Below are 19,820 nucleotides of genomic sequence, written 5' to 3' on the forward strand. Positions count from 1 at the left end.
GGTTTCAGTTGCAGCGGACACAGGTGCTCCTAGAGACAGCATCAGGGTGAGAACAGGTCGTGGTGGGCGCGCTCAGGCGCGCGAGTGGCTGCGAGGTGGTGACCACGGGGGCTGCAGCGCGGGTCGTGGCGGCCTCACGCCGCAGGACCCACAGGTGGTAGCGCACGGGGTGCACGTGGTCGATGTGCCGGGCGATCGTGCGGGTCATGACGCCGGCCAGCGCTACCCCCAGGGGCAGCGCGGTGATCGTGGCCAGGATGATCGCGGCCCCGCCAGGAGCCACCAGGCCGTAGGCCCAGGTCAAGGCCATGCCCAGGAGCAGGACCAGGACGATGGCCAGACCGGCACCGAGCACCCAGATCTCCCCGCGCGCCTCGACGGGCAGCTCATGACCTACGCTCCCCCGCCAGATGAACACGGCGCGGTTCGCCCGGTTGTCGGTGCCGGTCCGCCCACCCATCAGCGCTGAATGACCGAGTCGACGAACCCACCGAACACCGACAGAGCAGTCGCCCCACCGATGATCACCGCCGCCGCACACACCAGCAGACCGATACCGAAATGACCGGCCTGATTACCGGCGTGCTTGACATTTCCCTTGCCCGACTGAGACATGATCATGATGCCGATGACCACACCGATCACCGTGATAGCCAGACCCGCGATCGCAAAGATCCCAGGCAGATTCAACGACGCCTTACCCGCAGGATCGGCAGGCTTCAGGCCAGGCACAACAGCCGCAAGCGCGACCGCCCGCGACGCCAGATAATTGAGCATTTCAATTCCTTTCAGAGGCCAACTGAGAATCCATTAATACCTCACACGTGAACGGTATTTAGTTACCAGTGAGTAGGCCTGCCCAAAGGAACCGGCACCGCGCCACAACGTGGTACAAGAGGCGCTCTCGCGACGGCGTGCACCGCGTCAGACAGCATGCGTAGCACCCGTATCACCTATGCGACCTGGGGTGATGTCTCGCACGTGTTCCTCTGGTGCGAGTGGTGGTACAGGTGTCAGGCTCGCCGTATGACCCGCATCACAGCGATCAGCAACCAGAAGGGCGGGGTGGGCAAGACCACCACGGCCGTGAACCTTGCCGGTGCCCTGGCCGAGCGGGGCGCTCGGGTGCTCCTGGTGGACCTCGACCCGCAGGGGCACGCGACGACCGGCGCTCTCGGGCTGGACCCGGCCCGAGGGCCGGCCACGCTCGCCGCCGCCTTGACCGGCCGGTGGTCTGGCGAGCTGCCCGAGCTGGTGCGCGAGCACTCGACCACGGCCACCGGCGGTCGCCTGGACGTCCTGCCCACCACGCGCGACATGCTCGGCATCGCCCGCGAGCTCGACCGGCTGCGCGGCCGTGAGCACCGGCTCGCCCGAGTCCTCGCAACCATGCCGGCCGGCACCTGGGACCACGTGGTGATCGACTGCCCACCCACCCTGGACGTGCTCACCGACTGCGCCCTGACCGCCGCCGACGGCGTCGTGATCCCCGTCCAGGCCGAAGACTCCTCCCTCGGCGCGCTGCGGCTGCTCCTGGCGCAGGTGGCCTCGATCCAGGAGGACGTACGCACCAGCGCCCTGCACCTGCACGGCCTGGTCGTCTCCCAGCTCCGCCGGCCGCCCTCACGCATCGCGACCTCGGTCCTGGAGCACCTGGAGCGCGTGCCTGACCTGCCCGTGCTCGCCACCATCCCCGCCCTGACCGTCGTCGCCGAGGCATGGCGCGCCGGCACCCCGGTCACCACCTACGCCCCCGACAGCGAACCCGCCACCGCCTACCACCAGCTCGCAGCCACCATCACCGGACAGGACTAGACCATGACCCCCCGCCGCACACCTCCCGCCGCACCCCGCACCGACGCCGACGACCTCCACGACGCCATACGACGCCTACGCCCCCGACACACCGACGACCCGGCGGACCAACCCCCGACGACCCCGACGACTCCCCCGAACAGACCAGACCACCCCATAACCACCCTCGATCGCACCAGCCGCACCCCACGCACCAGTGCGACGAGTAGCACCATTACCCCGACGATTCCCCCGACGACCCCGACGGCTCAAGCGTCGGGGTCAGCGTCGATGGTGCGCCGATCCTGGTACCTGCCCGCGGGCGCCGCCGACGAGCTCGCGGCCGCCGTCGACGAGCTGCACTGGCAGACCCGCCGCCCCAAGCACGAGGTGCTGGTAGCCGTCCTGCACGCAGGTCTGGCACACCTCGACCAGGCCCGCGACGCCCTCGACCGACCCGGCGACCACTCACCCACACACCAGTAGCACCAGGAACACCTGACGCACTGGTGAGACCAGTAGCACACCCCCACCCGACGACTCCCCCGTCGGCCCCGACACCCCAAGGGTCGGGTCCGTCGATCTCCACGACGCCTGCCCCTGACGCCCCGACTCCCCCGAACAGGCCAACTCAAGCCATAACCATTCGTTATCGCACTCGTAGCGATAGACGCACCTAAAGCACAAGTGCGACGGATAGCACCACCGTCCCTACGGTCTCCGACACCCGAGGCATCGAGGGCCGACCGGGGGAAGAGGTCGCCGCGTTCCGGCGACGACCTGTGGTCAGACCTCGGTGGAGGGGCGTCACCAGCTCGGCGGCGAGCCACTGGGTCACGGTCACGCCCTCGACGCTGCCGTCCTCCACCAGGTAGGTGCACCGCACCTGCCACGCCCCGTCGCCGCGGCGCCGCCAGGCGTGCGCCAGCCCCGGATGCCGCTGCTGCCCCTGAGCCCCGTCGACCGCTGCGACCCACACCATCCGCCGCTGCGGCGCCCTCAGCTCCCCGCCCTCCAGCGGCCCACCGGCCCCGCCCGCGGGCCGGTCACCCAGCGGGATTCCACGACGACGAGGCGGGGGAGGGACGGTCATCCCAGCAGCCTACGAAGACGACACGGCAACGTTCTCAGGCATGGGGGAGGGGGCGCCCTCAGGCGAGCTGAGGGCGCCGGTTCAGCTCCCCGAAGGGTCATCTCTCGCGGTAATCGTCATGGGGCGTGCGCGCCCGGTCCACAGGGCTTGTCGGGTGGCTGTCGTACGGGTGCGACGGCCCCACGATGAGTGCTGGCTCACCGCTCACCCGGTGGCCACCGGCACCCCGTGATCGGTGGCCACCGGATGGCCACCGGCTCAGGTCTGGCCACCGGCCCGGTGGCCACCTTGACCACCGGCCCTGACCTGGGGGATGTCGCCGGCGCTGGGGTGGCCACCGGCACCGAGAGTCGAGAGCGAGAGAGCGTCCCTACGCGCGCCCGCGCGCGGGCGCGTATACGCGCGCGCGAGGCCGAGGGTCCAGGCCCCCCCTGACCGGGGCCGGCCTGGCACCCCAGGGTCAGCCGCGGCGGGCCCGCGTGGTGCGCTTTGCGCGGGCGGCGAGGCGGGCCAGGGCGTGGGTGCGGTGGGCGGCGGCGGGGTCGACCGCGGCGACCTGGGCCGGACCCCATCCGGCCGCGGCGTACAGGGCCCGGCGGGAGGCGATGGTCTCGGCGTGCAGGGCGCGCCACACGGCCGGGTCGGCGTGCTGCCAGGTGGCTAGGGGCGTGTGCCCGGTCAGGACCGCGGTCCACGCGGCCTCCACCCGCTCCTCCAGGTCGTCGCCCTGGCCGTGCATCCAGGGCGACGCCGCCGTCGTCGATGGTGGGGCAGACCTCGTCGGCGGCCGCGGGATCCTGCACGTCAGCGGTCTCTTCGGCGAGGCGGTCGGTCTCGGCCTGCCAGGCGCTGGTGCGCACGATGGGCGGGCAGGCCGGGCAGGGCGCCACCACGAGTTGGCCCTGTGGGTTGGTGGTGGTGAGCCAGCCGTGGTCGCAGCCGGGGCGCCCGCACGGCTGGGGGCGGTGCAGCTCGCCGGTGGTGGTGTCGAGGGCGGCCGGGTCGAGGGTGTGGCACCAGTGGTGGACCAGCCCGCCAGGTGAGGTGACTTGCGCGGGTGGGGTCCAGCCGCGGTCGCGGTAGCCCTGCTCGACCGCGGCCAGCCACGCCGCGGCGGTCCACCCCGCTGCGGCGTACGGGGCCAGGTGCGCCGCTACGGCCCGCGGGCGCAGCCGGTGGCCCCAGGGGACCCGGGAGGCGATTTCTCGCGCCAGGGCGGCCCCCAGGGCTCTTCCCTGGCCTGTGACGCTCGCGGCGCGGCGCGGATTCGCCTGTCCCTTCGTGGTCTTCGGCTGCCTCGCCGCTTGCGGCGCCTCAAGGTGAGTAGAGGACAACGGGAGATGAGGGGAGAGTTGCGGTCCTCCGGGGTGGGGTACGTGGTCCACAGCCTTACCGCTGCCGGCGGCCATGACCTGGCCGGAAGCGGTGATGGTGAGGCGGCGGGCCAGGGCGATGCACGCCCGCAGGTGCGCCGGCGTGTGCGCGGCGTACACCGAGGACAGTCCGCGCTGGGACGCCCCGCCCTCGATCATGCGCCGGCGCTCCCCGTGAAGCCGCAGCAGCCGGCCCTCACCGGTACGCACCAGCACGCCCAGCACGCGGCAGGCGAGCCGGCACGCGCGCTGCACTGTCTTGGGCACGCACCCGAGCTGGCGGGCGATCCGGGCCCGGCACGCGACGCCGTCGCGGCCGGTCGCGGTGTCGGCGGTCGCGGTGACCAGCTCGATAACCCGCATGAGCAGATCGGCGCTCATCGCGTCTCCGCGCACGGGGGAGCGCAGCACCCCGGCGTCGGCGTGGGAGTCGATCAGCAGTCGTACTCCCGCCAGCCACGCCGCCCTGTCGTCCCAGGCCACGACCCCGGCGTGAGCGCCCGGCGCGGGCACGCCGCGCAGCCCGACGCCCCGACGCGCCGGGACGGTCTCCAGACGAGCACCACGCACCGGGGCGGTCATCACCCACGCACGCAGACCATCCGGCGACGACGCCCCGACCAGCCCCGACACGCCCCCGACAAGGACGGCGTCGGAGGCGGCGGGGGAGGCGTCGGGGTCGAGGCCTCCGCCCGTCCGGGTCGACGCCGGCACGTCGGCCGTCCCGTCGGGACACCGACGGGACGGGCTCTGAGCAGGGGAGACGACCGACGACCAGGCGACTACGCGGGGCGACGAGGTCGCCCGGACGGGTGCAAGATCATGTGTGTCGGTAGACGGCCCCCCCAGGGGGGGACGTACCATGGGGGCGACCTCCTTGCTTTCTCTTCTTCATTCGGAAGGGATCAGGGGAGCCACACGACCTGACGTCAGCCGCCAAGCAGAGACAGGTCTTGTGGTGGATACGTAACGACGGTCCGCCCGCTAGGGCGGGCCGTCGACGTATGTAGAGCGCTACCCGGTCAACGGAAGCTCCTCGTGCTGGCGCCGGCGGCGCGGACGACCGCCCTTGCCCTTGGGCAGGGGCTCGGAGTATCCGAGCATCCGCAGCTCGAAGAGCTCTTGCACCGTCAGGCCCTCGGCCTGGGCCTCGACACGCAGACGATCGCGGTCAGCCCGGGACATGCGGAACATGATCCCGGCCTCACGAGTACCGAAACGTCGATCAGGCATAGGGACATCAGACCACCCCAAGGCGCGGATATCCGTGTACCTGGCGGCGTGTCGCGCCACGACCTTGCAATCGGTCACGCTGCGCCTCGTGCGGTCTGGCTCAGCGTGTAGGCGCCGGTGTGGGTGTCCCGGATGATGAGGCCGGTGTCGGTGATCTCGGCCAGTAGCCGGCGCACGGTCGATCGGAGGCAGCTCGACGGCGTCGACGATCTCGGGTGTGCTCAGGGGCCGGTCGGCTCGGTAGAGCGCGTCCATGATCGCGATCTTGCGGGTGGTGGCCTGCTCGGCCGCGGCGGCCTGGGACCCGCTCAGGCGTCGGGAGGCGAGCTCGTCACCGACGACGTCGGCCGCGTCGGCGGCGGCGGCGTCCAGGCGGGCGGCGAGGGCGTCCAGCCCGTCGAGGGACCCGGCCGACACGTCGACCTCGACACGTCGGTCGACCTCGACGGTCGGGGCGTCGACCTCGACGGGGGGAGCGTCGACCTCGACGGCGGGAGCGTCGTCGGCGTCGTAGGCGGCCAGCGCGGCGGCCATCTGCTCGGCGGCGGCGACGCCGGTGACCCGGGTCGGGTAGGCAGGGCCGGCAGCGACTGCATCGGCGCCGTCCAGGCCGCGGGGTGTGTGCTCGGCCAGGAGCGCGGTCACCTTCTGGTCGTCGGCGTAGCGGACGCGACAGGCGGGGGCGAGGACCTTGCCGCGGCGGATGATCGCACACCAGCCGGCCTCGGGCGGCAGCGCGCGCAGGTCGACCGACGCCGCCGAGGACGAGCCTGTGAGGGTGTTCGCGGTCCCGTCGCCGGGGCGGTGTCCGACCAGGGAACCGCCACCGGCCATCAGGCCGCGCATCTTGCGCCCGCCGATCAGGTCGTCACCCATCGGGTCCTGGGTGGACTGACCGACTCGGACGCCGAGCTTGCGGCCTTCACGGCCCAGCTCGAGGACCATCTCGATCTCGATCTTCTTCTTGGCGCCCTCAAGTGCGCGCAGGACCGTGGTCGCCTCGTCGAAGACCACGGACAGGATCGGGTCCTTCTCCTGGGGGCCGCGCCACCGGGACAGCCCTACCCGGGCCCGGGAGTCCTTGCGGGCCCGCATGACGGCGTGCGCTGCGCGGATGACCGCGCACCATTCCTCGATGCCCTCGACGGCCCACCAGTCGCACGCTCGTGCCAGGTGCGCGGCCGAGGTGCCGGCGCCACCGTCGATGTACCAGACGACCTCGCGGCGGGCCATCACCCCGGGCAGCAGCATCGCGACCAGCGTCACGGACTTGCCGCCGCCGGTCGTGCCGAAGATCGCGAAGTGCTCCACACCATCGGCATTGTGCAGCGCGGTCCGCACCGACTCACCGGCGGGGGTCACGGCAAGGTCGATGGTGCCGTCCTCGCCGAGGTCGGGGCCGGTCCACTCGGCGGCCACGGTCTCCAGGTGCCGGCCGGCGGTGATGGTCACCAGGACCCGGGACACGTCGTCGCGGATCGTGTCCAGGCGCACCATGCCGTGCCCCAGGCCAGGAAGGGCGCGCTCCAGGTAGCGGCGCAGGTCGTCACCGGTGGCGGTCTCGGCGTGCACGCCAGGCCCGAGACGGACCTGCATCGCGATCGTGCCGGGGTGCGGCTCGCGGACGGTGGCAGGGTCGATCGCCGATCCCAGCAGCGCCGTCGGGCCCTGCACGCCGATCGTCAGCGGCCACGCCTGGACCAGCGCGGCCGCGGCCGGTGACACCTCGACCGCCTCGACCGGTTCGGGTGCGGGCCTGGACACCGGCGGCGTCGGGGCCCGTCGGGGCCGACGCCCGGCCACCCAGGAGTAGGTCTGCGCGCCGGTGAGGGTGGCCAGGGCACCCAGCCCGGCAGGGTCCAGGTGCCACCACCCGGCGGCCGCGCCCGTGGCCCACGCCGCGGCGCCCGTCGCGCCGGCCGCAGCGGTCGCCCGCTCCCGGCCGCTGAGCCAGACCCGGCCGGCGACACGCTCGGGCGCGAGCTGGGACCCGAGCGCCGCCGCGGTGGCCACGATCCCGGCGGTCGCCGCCGTCGTGGTCGGGTCAGCGGCCACCGCGGCCACGAGCACCCCCGCCCCCATGAGCGGGGCGAGCTCGGCCCGGTGGCGCCACGCGACGCGACGCGACGCGGTGACCACCCGCCCCGACGGCCGCCGCGTCGGGGGCCGTCGGGGGCCGTCGACGACGTCACCGACCAACGCCACCGCAGCCGTCGGGGCCGTCGCGTCGGGGCCCGTCGGGGTCAGGACCGGCAGTCGAGGCGTCGACGGCGCGTAGCCGTCACGGCGGGCGCGGCCCTCGCGGGCCTCGGGGCTGGCGTGGGGGCCCAGGCCGTACTGCGGGTGGCTCGGGTCCTCCCAGATCTTGCGGACCATGCGACTCATCTCCTCTGATCGGTCGTGCTCGGTCTGTGCCCCGGCTCGGTCACGAGCCGCGCCCACCCATCGGTGAGGGCCGGGGCCGGCCGCCCGCAGGCGGCCACCATCAGGCGGCGTTGAAACCGCGGGTGTCGCCGTAGGCGCCGTGCTCGGCCAGGACGTCGGCCAGGTCCTCGGCCCGCTCGATCGCCCGGTGGATGCCCTCCAGGGCCTCCAAGATGCCCTCGGCGTCGACCAGCGCCTCGGTGGCCTCGCTGACCTCGGCCACAGCACGATCCAGGTCAGCGGTGCCCCACTCGGCCGATCCCCACCGCTCGGGCAGGTACTCCCCCCACGCCCGCACCGCGGCGACATACTCGCTCAAGACCTCCATCAACGCGGCCGCCCGGTGAGCCTCGGCCCGCACGTCCGCCAGGCTCGTCAGCTCGGTCTGCCCCATCTGCGTGGCCGCACGCGACCCGTTCTCCGCCGGGCCGAGTCCCCGGCCGTACTGCGGGGCGTACTGCGCAGACTGCTGCTGATGCTGCTGCTGCTGGTGCTGGTGCTGCGGGGGGTACTGCTGGGGCTGCTGCTGACGTCGGGGTCGGATGTTCATGACGTTCTCCTCATCGGTGTTGCCGGGGCCCGCGGGCGCGGGCTCCGGAGGGTTCTCGCCGGCCACGGACGTGGCCGGGGTACGGAGGGCCTGGGCGCGGCGCGCGTCCGCGCCCATGTCCCAGGCGGTCTCGTCGATGCCCTCGGGCACGACGGCCTGGGCGCGGGTACCGGACCAGGTGTCGGTGTAGGACTGTGCGGCCGCGGCGCGGCGCTGCCGCCAGGTGCCCGGCACCAGGCACCAGGTCACGACCGCGAACGTGCCCGCCAGGCCGGCACGGGCCACCACACGGGCCCGGCCGGTCAGGTCACGGCCGGCCGCGCGACGAGCTCGGGCGGCGCGCACACCCTCACCGGCGCCAGCCCGCCAGCCGCGGCCGCCCACCGCGCCGGCGGCGGCACCGGCCAGCCCACGGGTCAGGGCCAGCGAGAAGGGGTCCGGGGCCACGGTCAGATAGGTCAGCAGCAGCAGCAGCGGGATCATCGGCCCATCACCGCCATCAGCGCAGCATCCATGCCGCCCCCGGCCGCCGACGCGGCCGCGGCGGCCACAGCACCGAACGAGCCAGGCGCGGCCGCCATCAGCGACGGCAGCACCAGCCCGACCAGCACCAGCCACTCAGGCACCGGCAGCACGTCCTCGCTGGTCAGCAGCGCCGCGGCCCACCAGGCGCCCAGGCAGACGACGAGCGTCATCCCGGCGACCGCGGCGAAGGTCGCCGCACCGAGCACGCCCGCCAAGGCGCCCAGGCCCCCGGCCGCCCAGGCCACCACGGCACCCAGCCAGCCAGCAGCCAGGACCATCCCGGCCAGCAGGTACAGCACCGCCGCTCCCCGCACGAGCACGGCATCGACCACCGGTGAGGTCCACCGCATCAGCCACAGACACCCGGTGGCCAGACCTGCGAGCAGAATCCACGACATGACGGCCCCCTACGCGGCGTCGACGGCGGCGCCGTCACGGTCGGAGTCGGGGTCGGTGAGCGCGTCGCCGGCCAGGTGCAACCGCGTCTGCCCAGGAAGCGGGTCAGCAGTGATCTCCGCGACCATGTCCCGAACACCGCGGACGGTCTCGGCTCCGCCACCACCCAGGTACGCGCGCACCTGAGCCTCGGACGGGGCCGGCGCCAGCTCACCCGCACGGATCGCGTCAGCGACCCGAGGAGCCAGCTCCAGCATCCGGGCCGTCACCACACGCCCCGCAGGACGGGGCGCCCACACGTACGCTGGCGCCCCCTCAGGGGCTACCTCGACGGGCTCCGACGACGGCACGTCATCAGCGTCGTCGGCCTCGACGGCGGCCATCGTCAGGACCGGCGCAGGAGCGGACACGCCCACCGCGACGTCGTCATAGACCGGCACCGGCGACCACACCGGGACCTCGTCCCCATCAACCTCGACGGCAGGAACGTCGGGGAAAGCGTCGGGGGCGTCGATCTCGACGGTCGAGGCGTCGTCGCGGGCCGGCGTCGGAGTCGGGCCGCCCAGGGCGATCAGGGCGGCCGTGGCCATGACGGCCAGGCCGTCGATCGCCAGCGGGCCGACGGCCGCCACGACCGGGTCCTCGCCGTACGCAGCCAGCAGACCGGCCATGTGCCGGTAGGACACCAGAGCGGCGACGACAGCGACCAGACCGACCCCGGCCCACCGCACCAGCGCCCAGGCCCGCCCAGCGGGCCACGGGATGCGCGTCAGCAGCTCGACCGCGACCAGGACCAGCACCGGCCACACGACCGACGCCACGACCGCGCCCACCGACGGGGCCGAGGCGCAGACGTAGGCGTGACCGATGTTCGCGGCGATCGAGCAGCCCAGACCCAGCACCAGCGCCGCTACGGCGACGGCTCGGGCCCCCGGGCGCGTGCTCGCGGCGTTCATGCCGCCACCGCCTGGACATCCCCGTCGGCCTGGGCAGCCTCAGAGCGAGGATCGAACCGACCAGCGCCGCGCGCTGCTCCTGACCACGGATGCGGACCAGCGCGCGCAGCTCGTGCTCAGCACGCCCACCCCACACGCCATAGCCCTGCTCGGACAGCACCGCCCACGTCAGGCACTCCGCCATCACCGGACACCCCTGGCACGCAGCACGCGCCCGGGACTCCCGCACCCGCCGCGTCACAGAACCCCGCGGCTCGGGCGACTCACCAGGAAACCACGTCTCGTCATCAGGCCCGGCAGCCGCGCACAGGCCCTCAGCCGCCACACGCAGCCACAGCCGATCCAGATCAGGCACGCTCATGCCGCCACCGCCCCACGCGCCAGGCCAGCCAGCCCCTCGGCACAAGCCCCACACGCAGCCACCGGTGCCATGGCCTCAGCCACCACCACGCGCGTAGCAGCAGCCCCACCACAGGCGACGCACTCGACAAGGTCCCGCACACGCATCGTGGGGTGACCACCGTGATGCAACCCGTCGTGGATCGTGGCGAGCATCCGCCCCTCTACCTGGTTCCTGCACGAGTACGCCGGCAGCTCGCACAGCGGACAACGAACCTCGGTCATGACTTCCCCTCTCATAGGCGTACTAGAACGCAACCGTATGCGTACTAGTACGGTCCGTCAAGAGGAAGCGAAGCGGAAGTCTCCACACCCTCATGCCATGCTGAACGAACTGGTCGACCAGCGACCGGCACGACGGACGCTCTCGCCGTACTCGATGACGGTTCCGGCTTCGTCGAAGTACCAGTTGTGCGAGATGAGGACAGCCTCCCCGCGCTGCACCCCTAGGCGAACCGAGCTCTCCTCATCAGCAGGCGCAGCACATACATCTTCACGGCCGCCAGAAACCGCACGTCCCGTCCGCTCAGCAGCCAGCGCGAACGTGCCGACAAGCACTCGCTCAGGCACCACCAACTCTGGCGCCACAGATGCCAGCTCGCCGGGAAGCCACGACACCGACCAGGCGACAGGGTCACCTTGGCGGCGCGTGATTCGCTCACGTCGAACCACGGGTGCGCCACTCACCAACCCAAGCGCGTCGGCTACGTCCTTCGCTGCAGGCACGAGCCCTGCCGCGACGATCTCGGCCACCTCGCCATCACGGTAGATGTGGCCTGTTCCACGGACATGACGGCTTCGCCCTTGCGCGCCATGACCCACGGAGGCCCCCTTGCTGGCAACGACAGTGCCGACGCCAGGTATTGCCTGAATCAGCCCACGCTGCCGCAACTCGCCGTGCGCCTTGGTGGCGGTAGCCATGGCCACGGACCAGTCCGCGGCCACCTGTCGCACCGAAGGAACAGAAGCCCCCTCGGCAAGTCGACCAGAGAGGATATCCGCCTCGATAGCGTCGGCGATCTGCAGATACGGAGGGCGGTCCCGAGTCACCTCCGGTGGCATTTTGTCTCCTTCGTCAGAAAAGGGTGTGCGTACTAGTACACCATATCTGACGTGGGATGTTGCGACTACTCAACCGCCTAGTCCTCGTCTCGCCGCCAAGCCCGGTCGAAGTGGGCGAAGGGTGATGCGTTCACCTGATCGGCCACAGCACGATCGGCTTCGGTCGGTTCATGCCCTGCCGCCTTGGCGGCGGTGATACGGCGGTGGGCAGCCTGGACAATCTGTGGGGGGATGGCCTGCTCAGTCATGGTCAGCTCCACTTCTCGCCAGTGATGCGCTCGTAGATGTCGACGTAGCGGGCGCGCGTCTCGCGCACCACCTCGTCCGGGATAGCAGGGCCAGGAGCGGTGCGGTCCCATCCGGTGAGGGTGGACGACCAGTCCCGCACGTACTGCTTGTCATAGGCGTGCTGGGGCCGTCCAGGTTGCCACTGGTCTAGCGCCCAGAACCGCGATGAGTCAGGTGTCAGCACCTCATCAGCCAGCACCAGGCCGCCGTCAGGTGAGCGCCCGAACTCGAGCTTGGTGTCCGCGACGATGACTCCCCGATCGCGGGCAATGTCGGCGCCTCGTCCATAGATAGCGAGCGTAAGGCGCTCCAACTCGTCAGTCGTGTCCGGGCCGATAAGCGCCACCACGTCGTCGCGGGTCATGTGCTCGTCATGCTCCCCTTGCGCTGCCTTGGTGGATGGTGTGAACACTGGGGCAGACAGACGTGATCCCTCATCGAGACCAGCAGGAAGGCGGATGCCTGATACCTCGCCAGTCGCTCGATAGGACTCCAGCCCTAGACCCGCTAGATACCCACGAGCGATGCACTCAACTGGGATGATCTCGAGACGTCGACACCGAATCGCGCGCCCCGCCCACTCGTCTGGCACGTCCTCCGAGATGACGTGATTGGGCACCAGGTCTTGGAGCTGCTGGAACCACCACAGGCTGAGCTGGGTCAAGATGGCGCCCTTGTCGGGCACGGGCGTAGGCAAGATGACGTCGTAGACGCTGACCCTGTCAGAGGCCACGAGAACTAGATCCTCGCCGTCCTCGTAGACGTCACGGACCTTCCCTGAGTGCAAGAGCTTCACGGCCACTGTTCTAGCACACCGTCTGCCGTCGCCTACATGCGGAGATGACGGCTTAACGTCGGACGGCTCACGCCGATGACGCGGGCGGCGGCAGCGATGGACTCTCCATCAGCTACGAGCTGACAGGCGATGCGTAGCCGGTCAGGGGTCATGACGGTAGGGCGGCCGCCTCGGCGGCCGGCGGCGCGGGCTGCCGCCAGGACGGCTCGGGTGCGCTCGACGATGAGAGCCCTCTCAGCCTCGGCCAGGACCACGAGGACGTACAGGGTGATCCGGTCGGCGACGGGGTCGGTGGTGTTGATCTGTTGACGGGTGGCGCGCAGTCCGACACCGCGGGCGGTCAGGTCGTCGACGAGGGCGGTCAGGTCGTCGACGAGGGCGAGCAGGTCGTCGACGAGGGCGAGCAGGTCGTCGACGAGGGCGAGCAGGTCGTCGACGAGGGCGAGCAGGGAGGCCCCGACACGACTTAACCGGTCGACGGAGACGACACGAGCTCTCCAGCTTCGAGGTCGGCAACCAGAGCGTCCAGGGCCGGCCGCCGGCCCGCGCCGGAGGTCGTCTCGGTGACGACGTCATGGACGCCGGCGGCGCGCAACTCGCGCACCTGGGCGCGTACGTCCTGACCCCGGCTCGAGACCCGGGCGTATCCGACGACGCGGCCGGCCCGCCGCACGTCGGCGTCGTCGGGGTGTGGTGCTGGAAGGGGAGACGTCGGAGAAGTGCTATTCGTCGCACTAGTGCGAATAGTGTTTTTGGTGCGAGGGCGGGTGGTTATGGGTTGGATTGGTCTGATCGGGGGGTGTCCCTATGTTCTTCGTCAAGCGGTGAGGGGCGTGGGTGCGGGCGCTGGGGCGCGGTAGGTCTCGTGGTTGCGGAGCATGGCGTGCAGGACGTCGCAGCGTCGTCGGGCGAGGCAGATGAGTGCGGCGTTGTGCTTCTTGCCTTGGGCGCGTTTGCGGTCGTAGTAGGCGCGGCTGACGGGGTCGAAGCGCAGGGCCGCAAACGCGGATAGGAACAAGGCTCTCTTGAGGTGCTTGTTGCCTGACCTGGAGGGGTGCTCCCTGCGGATGCTGGTGCCGGAGCGTCGCGTGACGGGGGCCAGGCCGGCGTACGCGGCGAGGTGTCCGGCGGTGGGGAAGGCCGAGCTGTCACCGACGTCGAGCAGGATCCGGGCTGCTGTCCTGACTCCGACGCCGGGCATCGAGGTCAGGACCTCGGCAAGAGGGTGGGCATCGAGGACTTTCTCGACCTGGGTGGCCAGATCGGCTCGTTGGGCCAGGGTTGTGCGCAGCGTCGCGGCCAGGTGTGGCAGGACCTGCTCACCGGCGGTGGTGCCGGCCACGACCACGGTCTGCTCGGACAGGGCCGCCATGATCGCGTCGGTGAGCTCGCCCGCGCCACGGGGGTTGGCCTTGGTGATGACGCGTGCCAGGCGTGCGCGCCCGGCGCGGGTGATGCCTTGCGGGCCGCCGAGGTGTTCCAGGACGGCCAGGCCGGCCTTGGTGGCGATCTTGGGTCCGAGGACTCGTTCGAGGGCGGGGTGGAACTGGGTGAGCAGGCCACGGATCCGGTTGCTGAGGCGGGTGGCTTCGGCGGCGAGGTCGTCGTCGAAGCCGACCAGGACCTTCAGCTCGGCCAGGGCCTCTTCGCCGACGTCCACGCGGCGCAGGGTGTGGGGCATGGTGCGGGCAGCGTCGGCGATGATGAACGCATCGCGGGCGTCGGTCTTGGCGTTGCCCGGGTGCAGGTCGGCGATGCGGCGCATCGCCAGCCCAGGCAGGTACGCGACCGCGATCCCCATCGAGCGGGCCACTGCGATCGGCAGGGCGCCGATGGTGTTGGGCTGGTCAACGATCACCAGGACCCGACCCCGGGCGGTCAAGGTCGTGAAGAGTTCTTCCAGCCGTGCCTGGTCCTGGGGTAGGGCCTTGTCGAAGACCTTGTTGCCCGCGCAGTCCAGGGCGCAGGCGTGGTGGTCTTGCTTGCCAACGTCCAGCCCGCACCAGATGTCGTAGCCGATGTCCTCGCTCATGACGGTGACCATCCTTGCATCGCAGGACCGGTCGCCAGGCTGTGGTGAAGCGTCAGCTGCCGGCACCCACGTTACGAAGAGACCTCATCTTGGGCCGTGTCCCTATCAGCGGTCAGACCGACGCCACCAGGCCCGGTGACAACACCCCCCGGATCATGGAAGAGACAGGGGCGGTAAGTCATGCCGGGCCCGGCGACCGTGACCCCGCACCGCGGGGCCACCAGCAAGGTAACGGGGGGAGACGTTGGGGGCTGGGCCGTCAGGGGTGTCAGGGCGGGGCCGCGGGTGCGCGTCGTCATGGACGTCACGGTGCCACTGCAGGACCGCCTGATCGCTCATGGGTGGGCCGACCTGCCCGCCGCGGTCGCTCACGCCCGCAAGCAGGACTGGACATGGGGCCGCCTGGCCCGCGAGCTCGATTACTCCCAGCAGGCGCTGACCCGCCGCGGCCGCGCAGCGGGCCTGGACCTGCCCACCCAGTACGGACGCCCCGGGGCCACCCGGGCCTTCCTGGACGCCGCCGCCGAGCACGCCCGCACCCACGGCGGCCTGCACGACACGACGGGGCGCCTGGCCCGGTGGCTAGGGGAGCCGCCGCCACATCGCCCACCAGGAGAACACCCCCTCGCAGACCACCCTCGCCCTGGACCAGATCGACCCCCGCTGGCGCGACCCACGCCGATAGACCCACCCCGCACGACTACCGGGCCCGACCGTGCAGGATCGCCCGGGCCTGGGTGCTGGACAGGCCGACGGCGCGGCCCGCGGCTGCAGGGGACAGGCCCTGATCGGTGAGGTCGCGCAGCCGGGCTGCCCGGGCGGCGGGGTCGGCGGCCCACGCGGCGCGCTGGGCGCGTGCCAGGTCGCGTTGGTGGGCCAGGAGGCAGGCAGCGCAGGGCACCGGGGCGCGGGGGACGGCCGGGACCGGGACCGGTGCGGAGCAGACCGGGCACCGGGGCCGGGGATGCCGTGTCGCGCTCACACCCACCAGCATCTCAAGAACAGGAGGTTCATCACAGACTACTGTGGGTAACAGGCCACTCGTAAGCCGCCTGCCGGCTCCGCGCATGGTGTCCGTCGAGGGCACCAATGCGAAGGAGTGACGCCGTGTGCCAGTACGACAGTCGGTGCAAGGTGCGCAAGCATCGACGTGGGACCGTGTGCGCCTACACCAGGACCAGCGGAAGCGGACGGCGGGCGCCGCGACGCTTCCCGTCGCCCAGCCAGCCGGGACCCCTTCACCCGTTGACGACGAGCGGGTCGGCCCCTGGCGCGGACGCTGGCCCCCACCTGTCCGGCGGCCGGTACGCGCGTGCTGGCGCGGGCAGCGGCCTCAGCCTGGGCGACGTGATCGCTCTGGTGATCTGGGAGCGGTTACACGCCGTGACCGGCATGTGGGGCATGGTGATCGTCGCCGTCCTCGTCGTCCTCCCGTTCGCCGTGGCTGCAGGGTTGTCGCGGCACTGCACTGCATGGAACGACACGGTGAAGGGGCGGTGCGCCAAGGTCCGCCCCCAGCCCTTCCGCCGCTGCGAGGTGACCACGCATGGACGTTCCGCGCAGCTCCTGACCGCGCACGAGGTCGGCGCGGTGATCGCGTTCGTCCTCGGTCTGCTCGGAGTATGGGTGCTGTTCGCGCCGTGACGGCCTGTCCGGCAAGGGCGACCGCGACGATGTGACCTGCACGGATGCCTGGTGGGCGGACCAGCGCCCGCCCACCAGGATCCTTACCGCGCGACCTTCACCACTGCGTTGTCCATGGGGCAACGCCAGCAGTCCATGTCGTAGACCGCGTCCGCGTCGTGCTCATCGCAGTGCGGCAGTGGGGTCGTGCCGTCTTCGTTGGGGGTCATGATGACTCCTCTGTGCAGGCAGAGGAGACGACTCCAAGTGGGTTTTCTTGAAGAAGTTGGTATCTTCGGCGAGAACCTGTAGAGTCAGTCTAAAGTTTAGTTTCACTCTGAACTCCTAACTCAAGAGTCGTCGGACTCTGCGGTTGATGACTCTCAGGGCGCGAGCACGCACTGAGAGTAGCTAGACTTTTGCCTAACTTAGATAGTTAAGCCAACTAGGCGCCTCCCGGGCAAGGGATGGCGTCTAGTTGGCTTAATCGTTATAAAGAAGTTACCGTTTCTTTACCTACTGAACGGTAGGGCTTGCCGCTCGGTCCCTGTTGATGGGTGAAGCGGCGGGGGTGGCTCGTGGCGGACGCTTGTCTGGGCGCGGCTGAGCGAGGCCGGCCACGCGGGAGCGCTCTGACCTGGCTGCCGGCCAGGCCGACCGTGCGGTCGGGGGCCGGCCCGAAGTCGATGAGCACCGCGTCGGGACGCTGCGGTCCTTCGGTATGAAAAGCGGTTGGGGTACACCCCAGACGCCACATCCTCGTTCGGGTAAACCTGCAGGTCGCGTACGGCATCTAGGGTCGCTTCCGGGTTTGTTGCCGTCGTGTGTCGTAGGGTCTAGAGGCATGGCGCTCAATGGGCAGGTCGTGGGGTACGTGCGGGTGTCGAGCGCGGGTCAGCACCTGGATCGGCAGATCGTGGCGGTGGGGGAGGTCGACCGCCTGTTCACCGAGACGGCGTCGGGTGCGCATGGCAGCGACCGTCCGCAGCTGCGGGCCCTGCTCGCCTACGTCCGCGACGGGGACACGGTGCGGGTGGCGTCGATCGACCGGCTCGCGCGGTCGGTGGTCGACCTGGAGGCCCTGGTGGACGAGCTGACCGGGCGTGGGGTGACGGTGGAGTTCGTGGACCGGCACCTGGTGTTCGAGCCGGGCCGGGAGGACGGGCATGCGGTGTTCCAGCGGCAGGTGATCGCCGCGGTCGCCCAGCTCGAACGCACCATCCTCAAAGAACGTCAGCGCGAGGGCATCGAGGCGGCGAAGGCCCGCGGTGTGTACAAGGGCCGGCGGCCGGCCCTGACCCCGGACCAGGTCGCCCAGGTGCGGGCCCGGCATGCGGCGGGGGAGACCATGGTCGCCCTCGCCGCCGCGTACGGGTGCTCGAGGAGGGTGGTCTTCGACGCCGTCCACGCCCGCGGCATCTACGCGAGCGTGGCGGGCGGGAAGACGCCCGTGTTCCAGGCGCCGGCATCGAGCAGGCAGGAGAGTGGCCGGATCGCCTCGCTGTGATGGGTCACGGCCGAGTTCCGACCGGTGGGCGAGTGACGTGGGGTGTTCACGCGGATACGCTCAAATGGACTAGATCTAGTATGTCATCAGCCAATATTCGCTAGATGTGGTGCTTGTGTCGGGGGTGTGTCGGTGGGACGTTCTACGCTTCCCCCAGAAGCACCAAGCCCCGACAGCCTGTCGGGGAGGTGGCTGTCGGGGCGAGGCTCTACGGGCTAGGTAGGCCCACCACGGTAGCTGCGGTTGAGTGCTTCGGGAACGTCCGCAAGGACAGGAAGCGAGGCAGACATGCCAGCGCGTAGTGCAAGGACCGGCAGGTTCGTCACCCCGAAGACGGCGGCCAACAACCCCCGCACGACGGTCACGTCGGCGGGATCGTCCAAGGCGCGGGGGTACCGCAGCGCCATCACCGGCAGGTTCGTGAAGCAGACCACGGCCACACGTCACCCGGACACCACCATCCGCGAAGGCGGCGCCTGATGGAGGTCTACGTCGACGAGGAAGCCTTTCGGCAGGTCGCGGACCAGGTGGTCGCTCAGGGCGTCGCGGACACCCAGCAGCGCCTGGACGCGGTGTTCGAGCAGCATCACGGCGAGCCGGTCGAGCAGATCCAGAACGTGCTGGACGCCGAGCTGGGCCAGGCCTCTATCCAGTGGGACGAGGCCCAGGTCAAGCAGTTCGCTGCCTACATCGCGGCGGGGACCCGGGTCCAGCTGAACGCGGACTGACCCGACGACGGGTCGCAGGCCGGCGTCGGGCTGGGCTCGATGCCGGCCTGCGGTCCTGGCAGGCGCGTCCCGGAGCCCTGGTTCACGATCGGGGTTGAGGTGTGAACCGGGCTGCAGGGGGTATGAACCGGGATGTGGAGGCGGTCGGGTTGGGTGAGGGCTGGTAGGTCCTGTCGCGCACGTGAGCGCGTAGAGCGGCGGGGGTGCACGTGGTGTTGCCTCGCAGGATCTGGTCGAGGGAGTGGCCCTCGATGTGGTCGTGGACGGACAGGCGTGCCAGGGGTGTCTTGGTGGCGATGGCGTAGGCGTCGCGTATGGCGTCGTAGAAGGCTCGCTGCTTCCAGCGGGGCAGTGCCTCGGGGGCGTCCAGGTCGGGGTCGAGGGCGGGGCCGAACATCAGTTCTGTGGACTGGTTCGTCCGGCTGTTGGGGCTGAAGCAGATCTTGTAGCAGGCTTGTTGGTAGCGGTCGCAGTAGCCGGAGTAGGTCTGGGTCCAGGGCAGGGCATCGGCCCAGTCGTCGTCGAGGGTGCGCTTGCGGTAGCGGTTGAAGTGATGTTCCTCGTCGAGCTCGACCAGCACGCCGTCCAGGGCCATGTCCCATCCCCCGGGGGCTGCCTTGTGCGCGGGCAGGGTTCCTCCCAGGTCCTGGTAGGTCTGCTCGAGGGCTCCTGTGAGGTCTCCCAGATCCTGCATCTTGGGCCAGGCTGGTCGGGCGGTCTCGGTCATGCCGGCCGCGACGAGCAGCCGGAGCAGTTCATTCTGACGATCACCAGGGTTTCCCATGAAGGGATGCTGCTCCCCGTGATCGGCCTGCTAGTGGGAGTCAACTGAAACATGGCGCCGAAGAACTAGACCACCGCTGCTTCCCACACGGGCGAGGCGGGTGCTCAGGCGAGGTGTGTGGGGGTGTCGGGGTGCCGGTCTTTGGTGGCGGTGACGGCGGTGGTGATGGCTTGCGGGCTGGGGAGCTGGTCGCGCAGGTCGTCCGGCAGGGCGGTGTAGGTGACCGCTGCCATGGGCCCGGTGACGGTGCGCAGGGC

23 protein-coding genes and 1 pseudogene are annotated in these 19,820 nt (G+C 70.8%); 8 read left to right on the plus strand and 16 right to left on the minus strand.

All coding sequences use genetic code 11. The annotated features are described in order from the left end of the window. Positions 1 to 4 precede the first annotated feature (4 nt). Entirely contained in the window at positions 5 to 460 is a 456-nt protein-coding gene (locus MM438_RS15805; RefSeq protein ID WP_241454466.1) for a hypothetical protein, read from the minus strand. After that, complete coding sequence (locus MM438_RS15810) at positions 460 to 777, minus strand: hypothetical protein (RefSeq protein ID WP_241454468.1); 318 nt, start codon at positions 775 to 777, stop codon at positions 460 to 462. Before MM438_RS15810 ends, MM438_RS15805 begins: the two co-directional genes overlap by 1 nt. A 249-nt stretch (positions 778 to 1,026) precedes the next feature. Between MM438_RS15810 and MM438_RS15815 the strand changes: the two genes are divergently transcribed. Both MM438_RS15815 and MM438_RS15820 read left to right on the plus strand, forming a co-directional pair. Next, positions 1,027 to 1,815, plus strand: a complete 789-nt coding sequence (locus MM438_RS15815) for a ParA family protein (protein ID WP_241454471.1) — start codon at positions 1,027 to 1,029, stop codon at positions 1,813 to 1,815. Positions 1,816 to 2,085: 270 nt separating this feature from the next. Further along, on the plus strand, positions 2,086 to 2,280 hold the full coding sequence (locus MM438_RS15820) for a hypothetical protein (RefSeq protein WP_241454473.1): 195 nt from the start codon (positions 2,086 to 2,088) through the stop codon (positions 2,278 to 2,280). 1,067 nt (positions 2,281 to 3,347) lie between these two features. On the opposite strand, the gene MM438_RS15825 is transcribed toward MM438_RS15820, so the two are convergent. After that, a complete protein-coding gene (locus MM438_RS15825; protein ID WP_241454475.1) occupies positions 3,348 to 3,626 on the minus strand; it encodes a hypothetical protein in 279 nt (92 codons plus the stop codon). Positions 3,627 to 4,621: 995 nt separating this feature from the next. Between MM438_RS15825 and MM438_RS16510 the strand changes: the two genes are divergently transcribed. Beyond that, entirely contained in the window at positions 4,622 to 4,756 is a 135-nt protein-coding gene (locus MM438_RS16510) for a hypothetical protein (RefSeq protein WP_277628505.1), read from the plus strand. A gap of 518 nt (positions 4,757 to 5,274) precedes the next feature. Here MM438_RS16510 and MM438_RS15830 read toward each other — a convergent pair. From MM438_RS15830 to MM438_RS17065, 8 genes and pseudogenes are all read right to left on the minus strand, one after another. Beyond that, the gene (locus MM438_RS15830; protein WP_241454476.1) at positions 5,275 to 7,869 is read right to left on the minus strand and encodes a hypothetical protein; all 2,595 of its coding nucleotides are present in this window, start codon (positions 7,867 to 7,869) and stop codon (positions 5,275 to 5,277) included. A 109-nt stretch (positions 7,870 to 7,978) separates the two neighbouring features. Next, positions 7,979 to 8,950, minus strand: coding sequence for a hypothetical protein (locus tag MM438_RS15835; protein ID WP_241454486.1), 972 nt, complete (start codon positions 8,948 to 8,950; stop codon positions 7,979 to 7,981). Next, positions 8,947 to 9,390 carry a hypothetical protein gene (locus tag MM438_RS15840; protein ID WP_241454488.1) on the minus strand — a complete coding sequence of 148 codons (444 nt, stop codon included), beginning with the start codon at positions 9,388 to 9,390 and terminating at the stop codon, positions 8,947 to 8,949. The genes MM438_RS15835 and MM438_RS15840 overlap by 4 nt, the downstream gene beginning before the upstream one ends. A 9-nt stretch (positions 9,391 to 9,399) precedes the next feature. After that, positions 9,400 to 10,344, minus strand: coding sequence for a DUF2637 domain-containing protein (locus MM438_RS15845; protein ID WP_241454490.1), 945 nt, complete (start codon positions 10,342 to 10,344; stop codon positions 9,400 to 9,402). A 109-nt stretch (positions 10,345 to 10,453) separates the two neighbouring features. Then, a pseudogene (locus MM438_RS15850) lies at positions 10,454 to 10,705 on the minus strand (WhiB family transcriptional regulator); the annotation flags it as partial. Positions 10,706 to 11,058: 353 nt separating this feature from the next. Then, positions 11,059 to 11,805: a GntR family transcriptional regulator gene (locus tag MM438_RS15855; RefSeq protein WP_241454492.1), complete on the minus strand. Its 747-nt coding sequence runs from the start codon at positions 11,803 to 11,805 to the stop codon at positions 11,059 to 11,061. Between the two features lie 250 nt (positions 11,806 to 12,055). Continuing rightward, positions 12,056 to 12,889: a phosphoribosylaminoimidazolesuccinocarboxamide synthase gene (locus MM438_RS15860; protein ID WP_241454494.1), complete on the minus strand. Its 834-nt coding sequence runs from the start codon at positions 12,887 to 12,889 to the stop codon at positions 12,056 to 12,058. 32 nt (positions 12,890 to 12,921) lie between these two features. Further along, on the minus strand, positions 12,922 to 13,254 hold the full coding sequence (locus tag MM438_RS17065) for a recombinase family protein (RefSeq protein WP_407568345.1): 333 nt from the start codon (positions 13,252 to 13,254) through the stop codon (positions 12,922 to 12,924). Here MM438_RS17065 and MM438_RS15865 point away from each other — a divergent pair. After that, a complete protein-coding gene (locus MM438_RS15865) occupies positions 13,195 to 13,359 on the plus strand; it encodes a hypothetical protein (RefSeq protein WP_241454496.1) in 165 nt (54 codons plus the stop codon). The genes MM438_RS17065 and MM438_RS15865 overlap by 60 nt on opposite strands. Here the strand turns inward: MM438_RS15865 and MM438_RS17070 are convergent. From MM438_RS17070 to MM438_RS15875, 3 genes are all read right to left on the minus strand, one after another. Next, complete coding sequence (locus MM438_RS17070) at positions 13,356 to 13,562, minus strand: recombinase family protein (protein WP_420914046.1); 207 nt, start codon at positions 13,560 to 13,562, stop codon at positions 13,356 to 13,358. The genes MM438_RS15865 and MM438_RS17070 overlap by 4 nt on opposite strands. A gap of 144 nt (positions 13,563 to 13,706) precedes the next feature. After that, positions 13,707 to 14,921: an IS110 family RNA-guided transposase gene (locus MM438_RS15870; RefSeq protein ID WP_241451276.1), complete on the minus strand. Its 1,215-nt coding sequence runs from the start codon at positions 14,919 to 14,921 to the stop codon at positions 13,707 to 13,709. Between the two features lie 700 nt (positions 14,922 to 15,621). Further along, positions 15,622 to 15,903, minus strand: coding sequence for a hypothetical protein (locus MM438_RS15875; RefSeq protein WP_241454504.1), 282 nt, complete (start codon positions 15,901 to 15,903; stop codon positions 15,622 to 15,624). 365 nt (positions 15,904 to 16,268) lie between these two features. Here MM438_RS15875 and MM438_RS15880 point away from each other — a divergent pair, with 365 nt between their 5' ends. Then, a complete protein-coding gene (locus MM438_RS15880; protein WP_241454512.1) occupies positions 16,269 to 16,565 on the plus strand; it encodes a hypothetical protein in 297 nt (98 codons plus the stop codon). 83 nt (positions 16,566 to 16,648) lie between these two features. On the opposite strand, the gene MM438_RS16515 is transcribed toward MM438_RS15880, so the two are convergent. Then, entirely contained in the window at positions 16,649 to 16,774 is a 126-nt protein-coding gene (locus MM438_RS16515; RefSeq protein ID WP_277628506.1) for a hypothetical protein, read from the minus strand. Positions 16,775 to 17,388: 614 nt separating this feature from the next. Between MM438_RS16515 and MM438_RS15885 the strand changes: the two genes are divergently transcribed. The 3 genes from MM438_RS15885 to MM438_RS15895 all read left to right on the plus strand — a co-directional run bounded on the left by MM438_RS15885 (position 17,389) and on the right by MM438_RS15895 (position 18,779). Continuing rightward, on the plus strand, positions 17,389 to 18,051 hold the full coding sequence (locus MM438_RS15885) for a recombinase family protein (RefSeq protein ID WP_241454519.1): 663 nt from the start codon (positions 17,389 to 17,391) through the stop codon (positions 18,049 to 18,051). Positions 18,052 to 18,339: 288 nt separating this feature from the next. Continuing rightward, complete coding sequence (locus tag MM438_RS15890; RefSeq protein WP_241454521.1) at positions 18,340 to 18,531, plus strand: hypothetical protein; 192 nt, start codon at positions 18,340 to 18,342, stop codon at positions 18,529 to 18,531. Continuing rightward, a complete protein-coding gene (locus tag MM438_RS15895) occupies positions 18,531 to 18,779 on the plus strand; it encodes a hypothetical protein (protein ID WP_241454530.1) in 249 nt (82 codons plus the stop codon). Before MM438_RS15890 ends, MM438_RS15895 begins: the two co-directional genes overlap by 1 nt. A gap of 82 nt (positions 18,780 to 18,861) precedes the next feature. On the opposite strand, the gene MM438_RS15900 is transcribed toward MM438_RS15895, so the two are convergent. After that, on the minus strand, positions 18,862 to 19,563 hold the full coding sequence (locus tag MM438_RS15900) for a DUF7255 family protein (protein ID WP_241454531.1): 702 nt from the start codon (positions 19,561 to 19,563) through the stop codon (positions 18,862 to 18,864). Between the last annotated feature and the right edge of the window lie 257 nt (positions 19,564 to 19,820).

Source organism: Arsenicicoccus dermatophilus (assembly GCF_022568795.1).
GTDB classification, from domain to species: Bacteria; Actinomycetota; Actinomycetes; order Actinomycetales; family Dermatophilaceae; genus Arsenicicoccus; species Arsenicicoccus dermatophilus.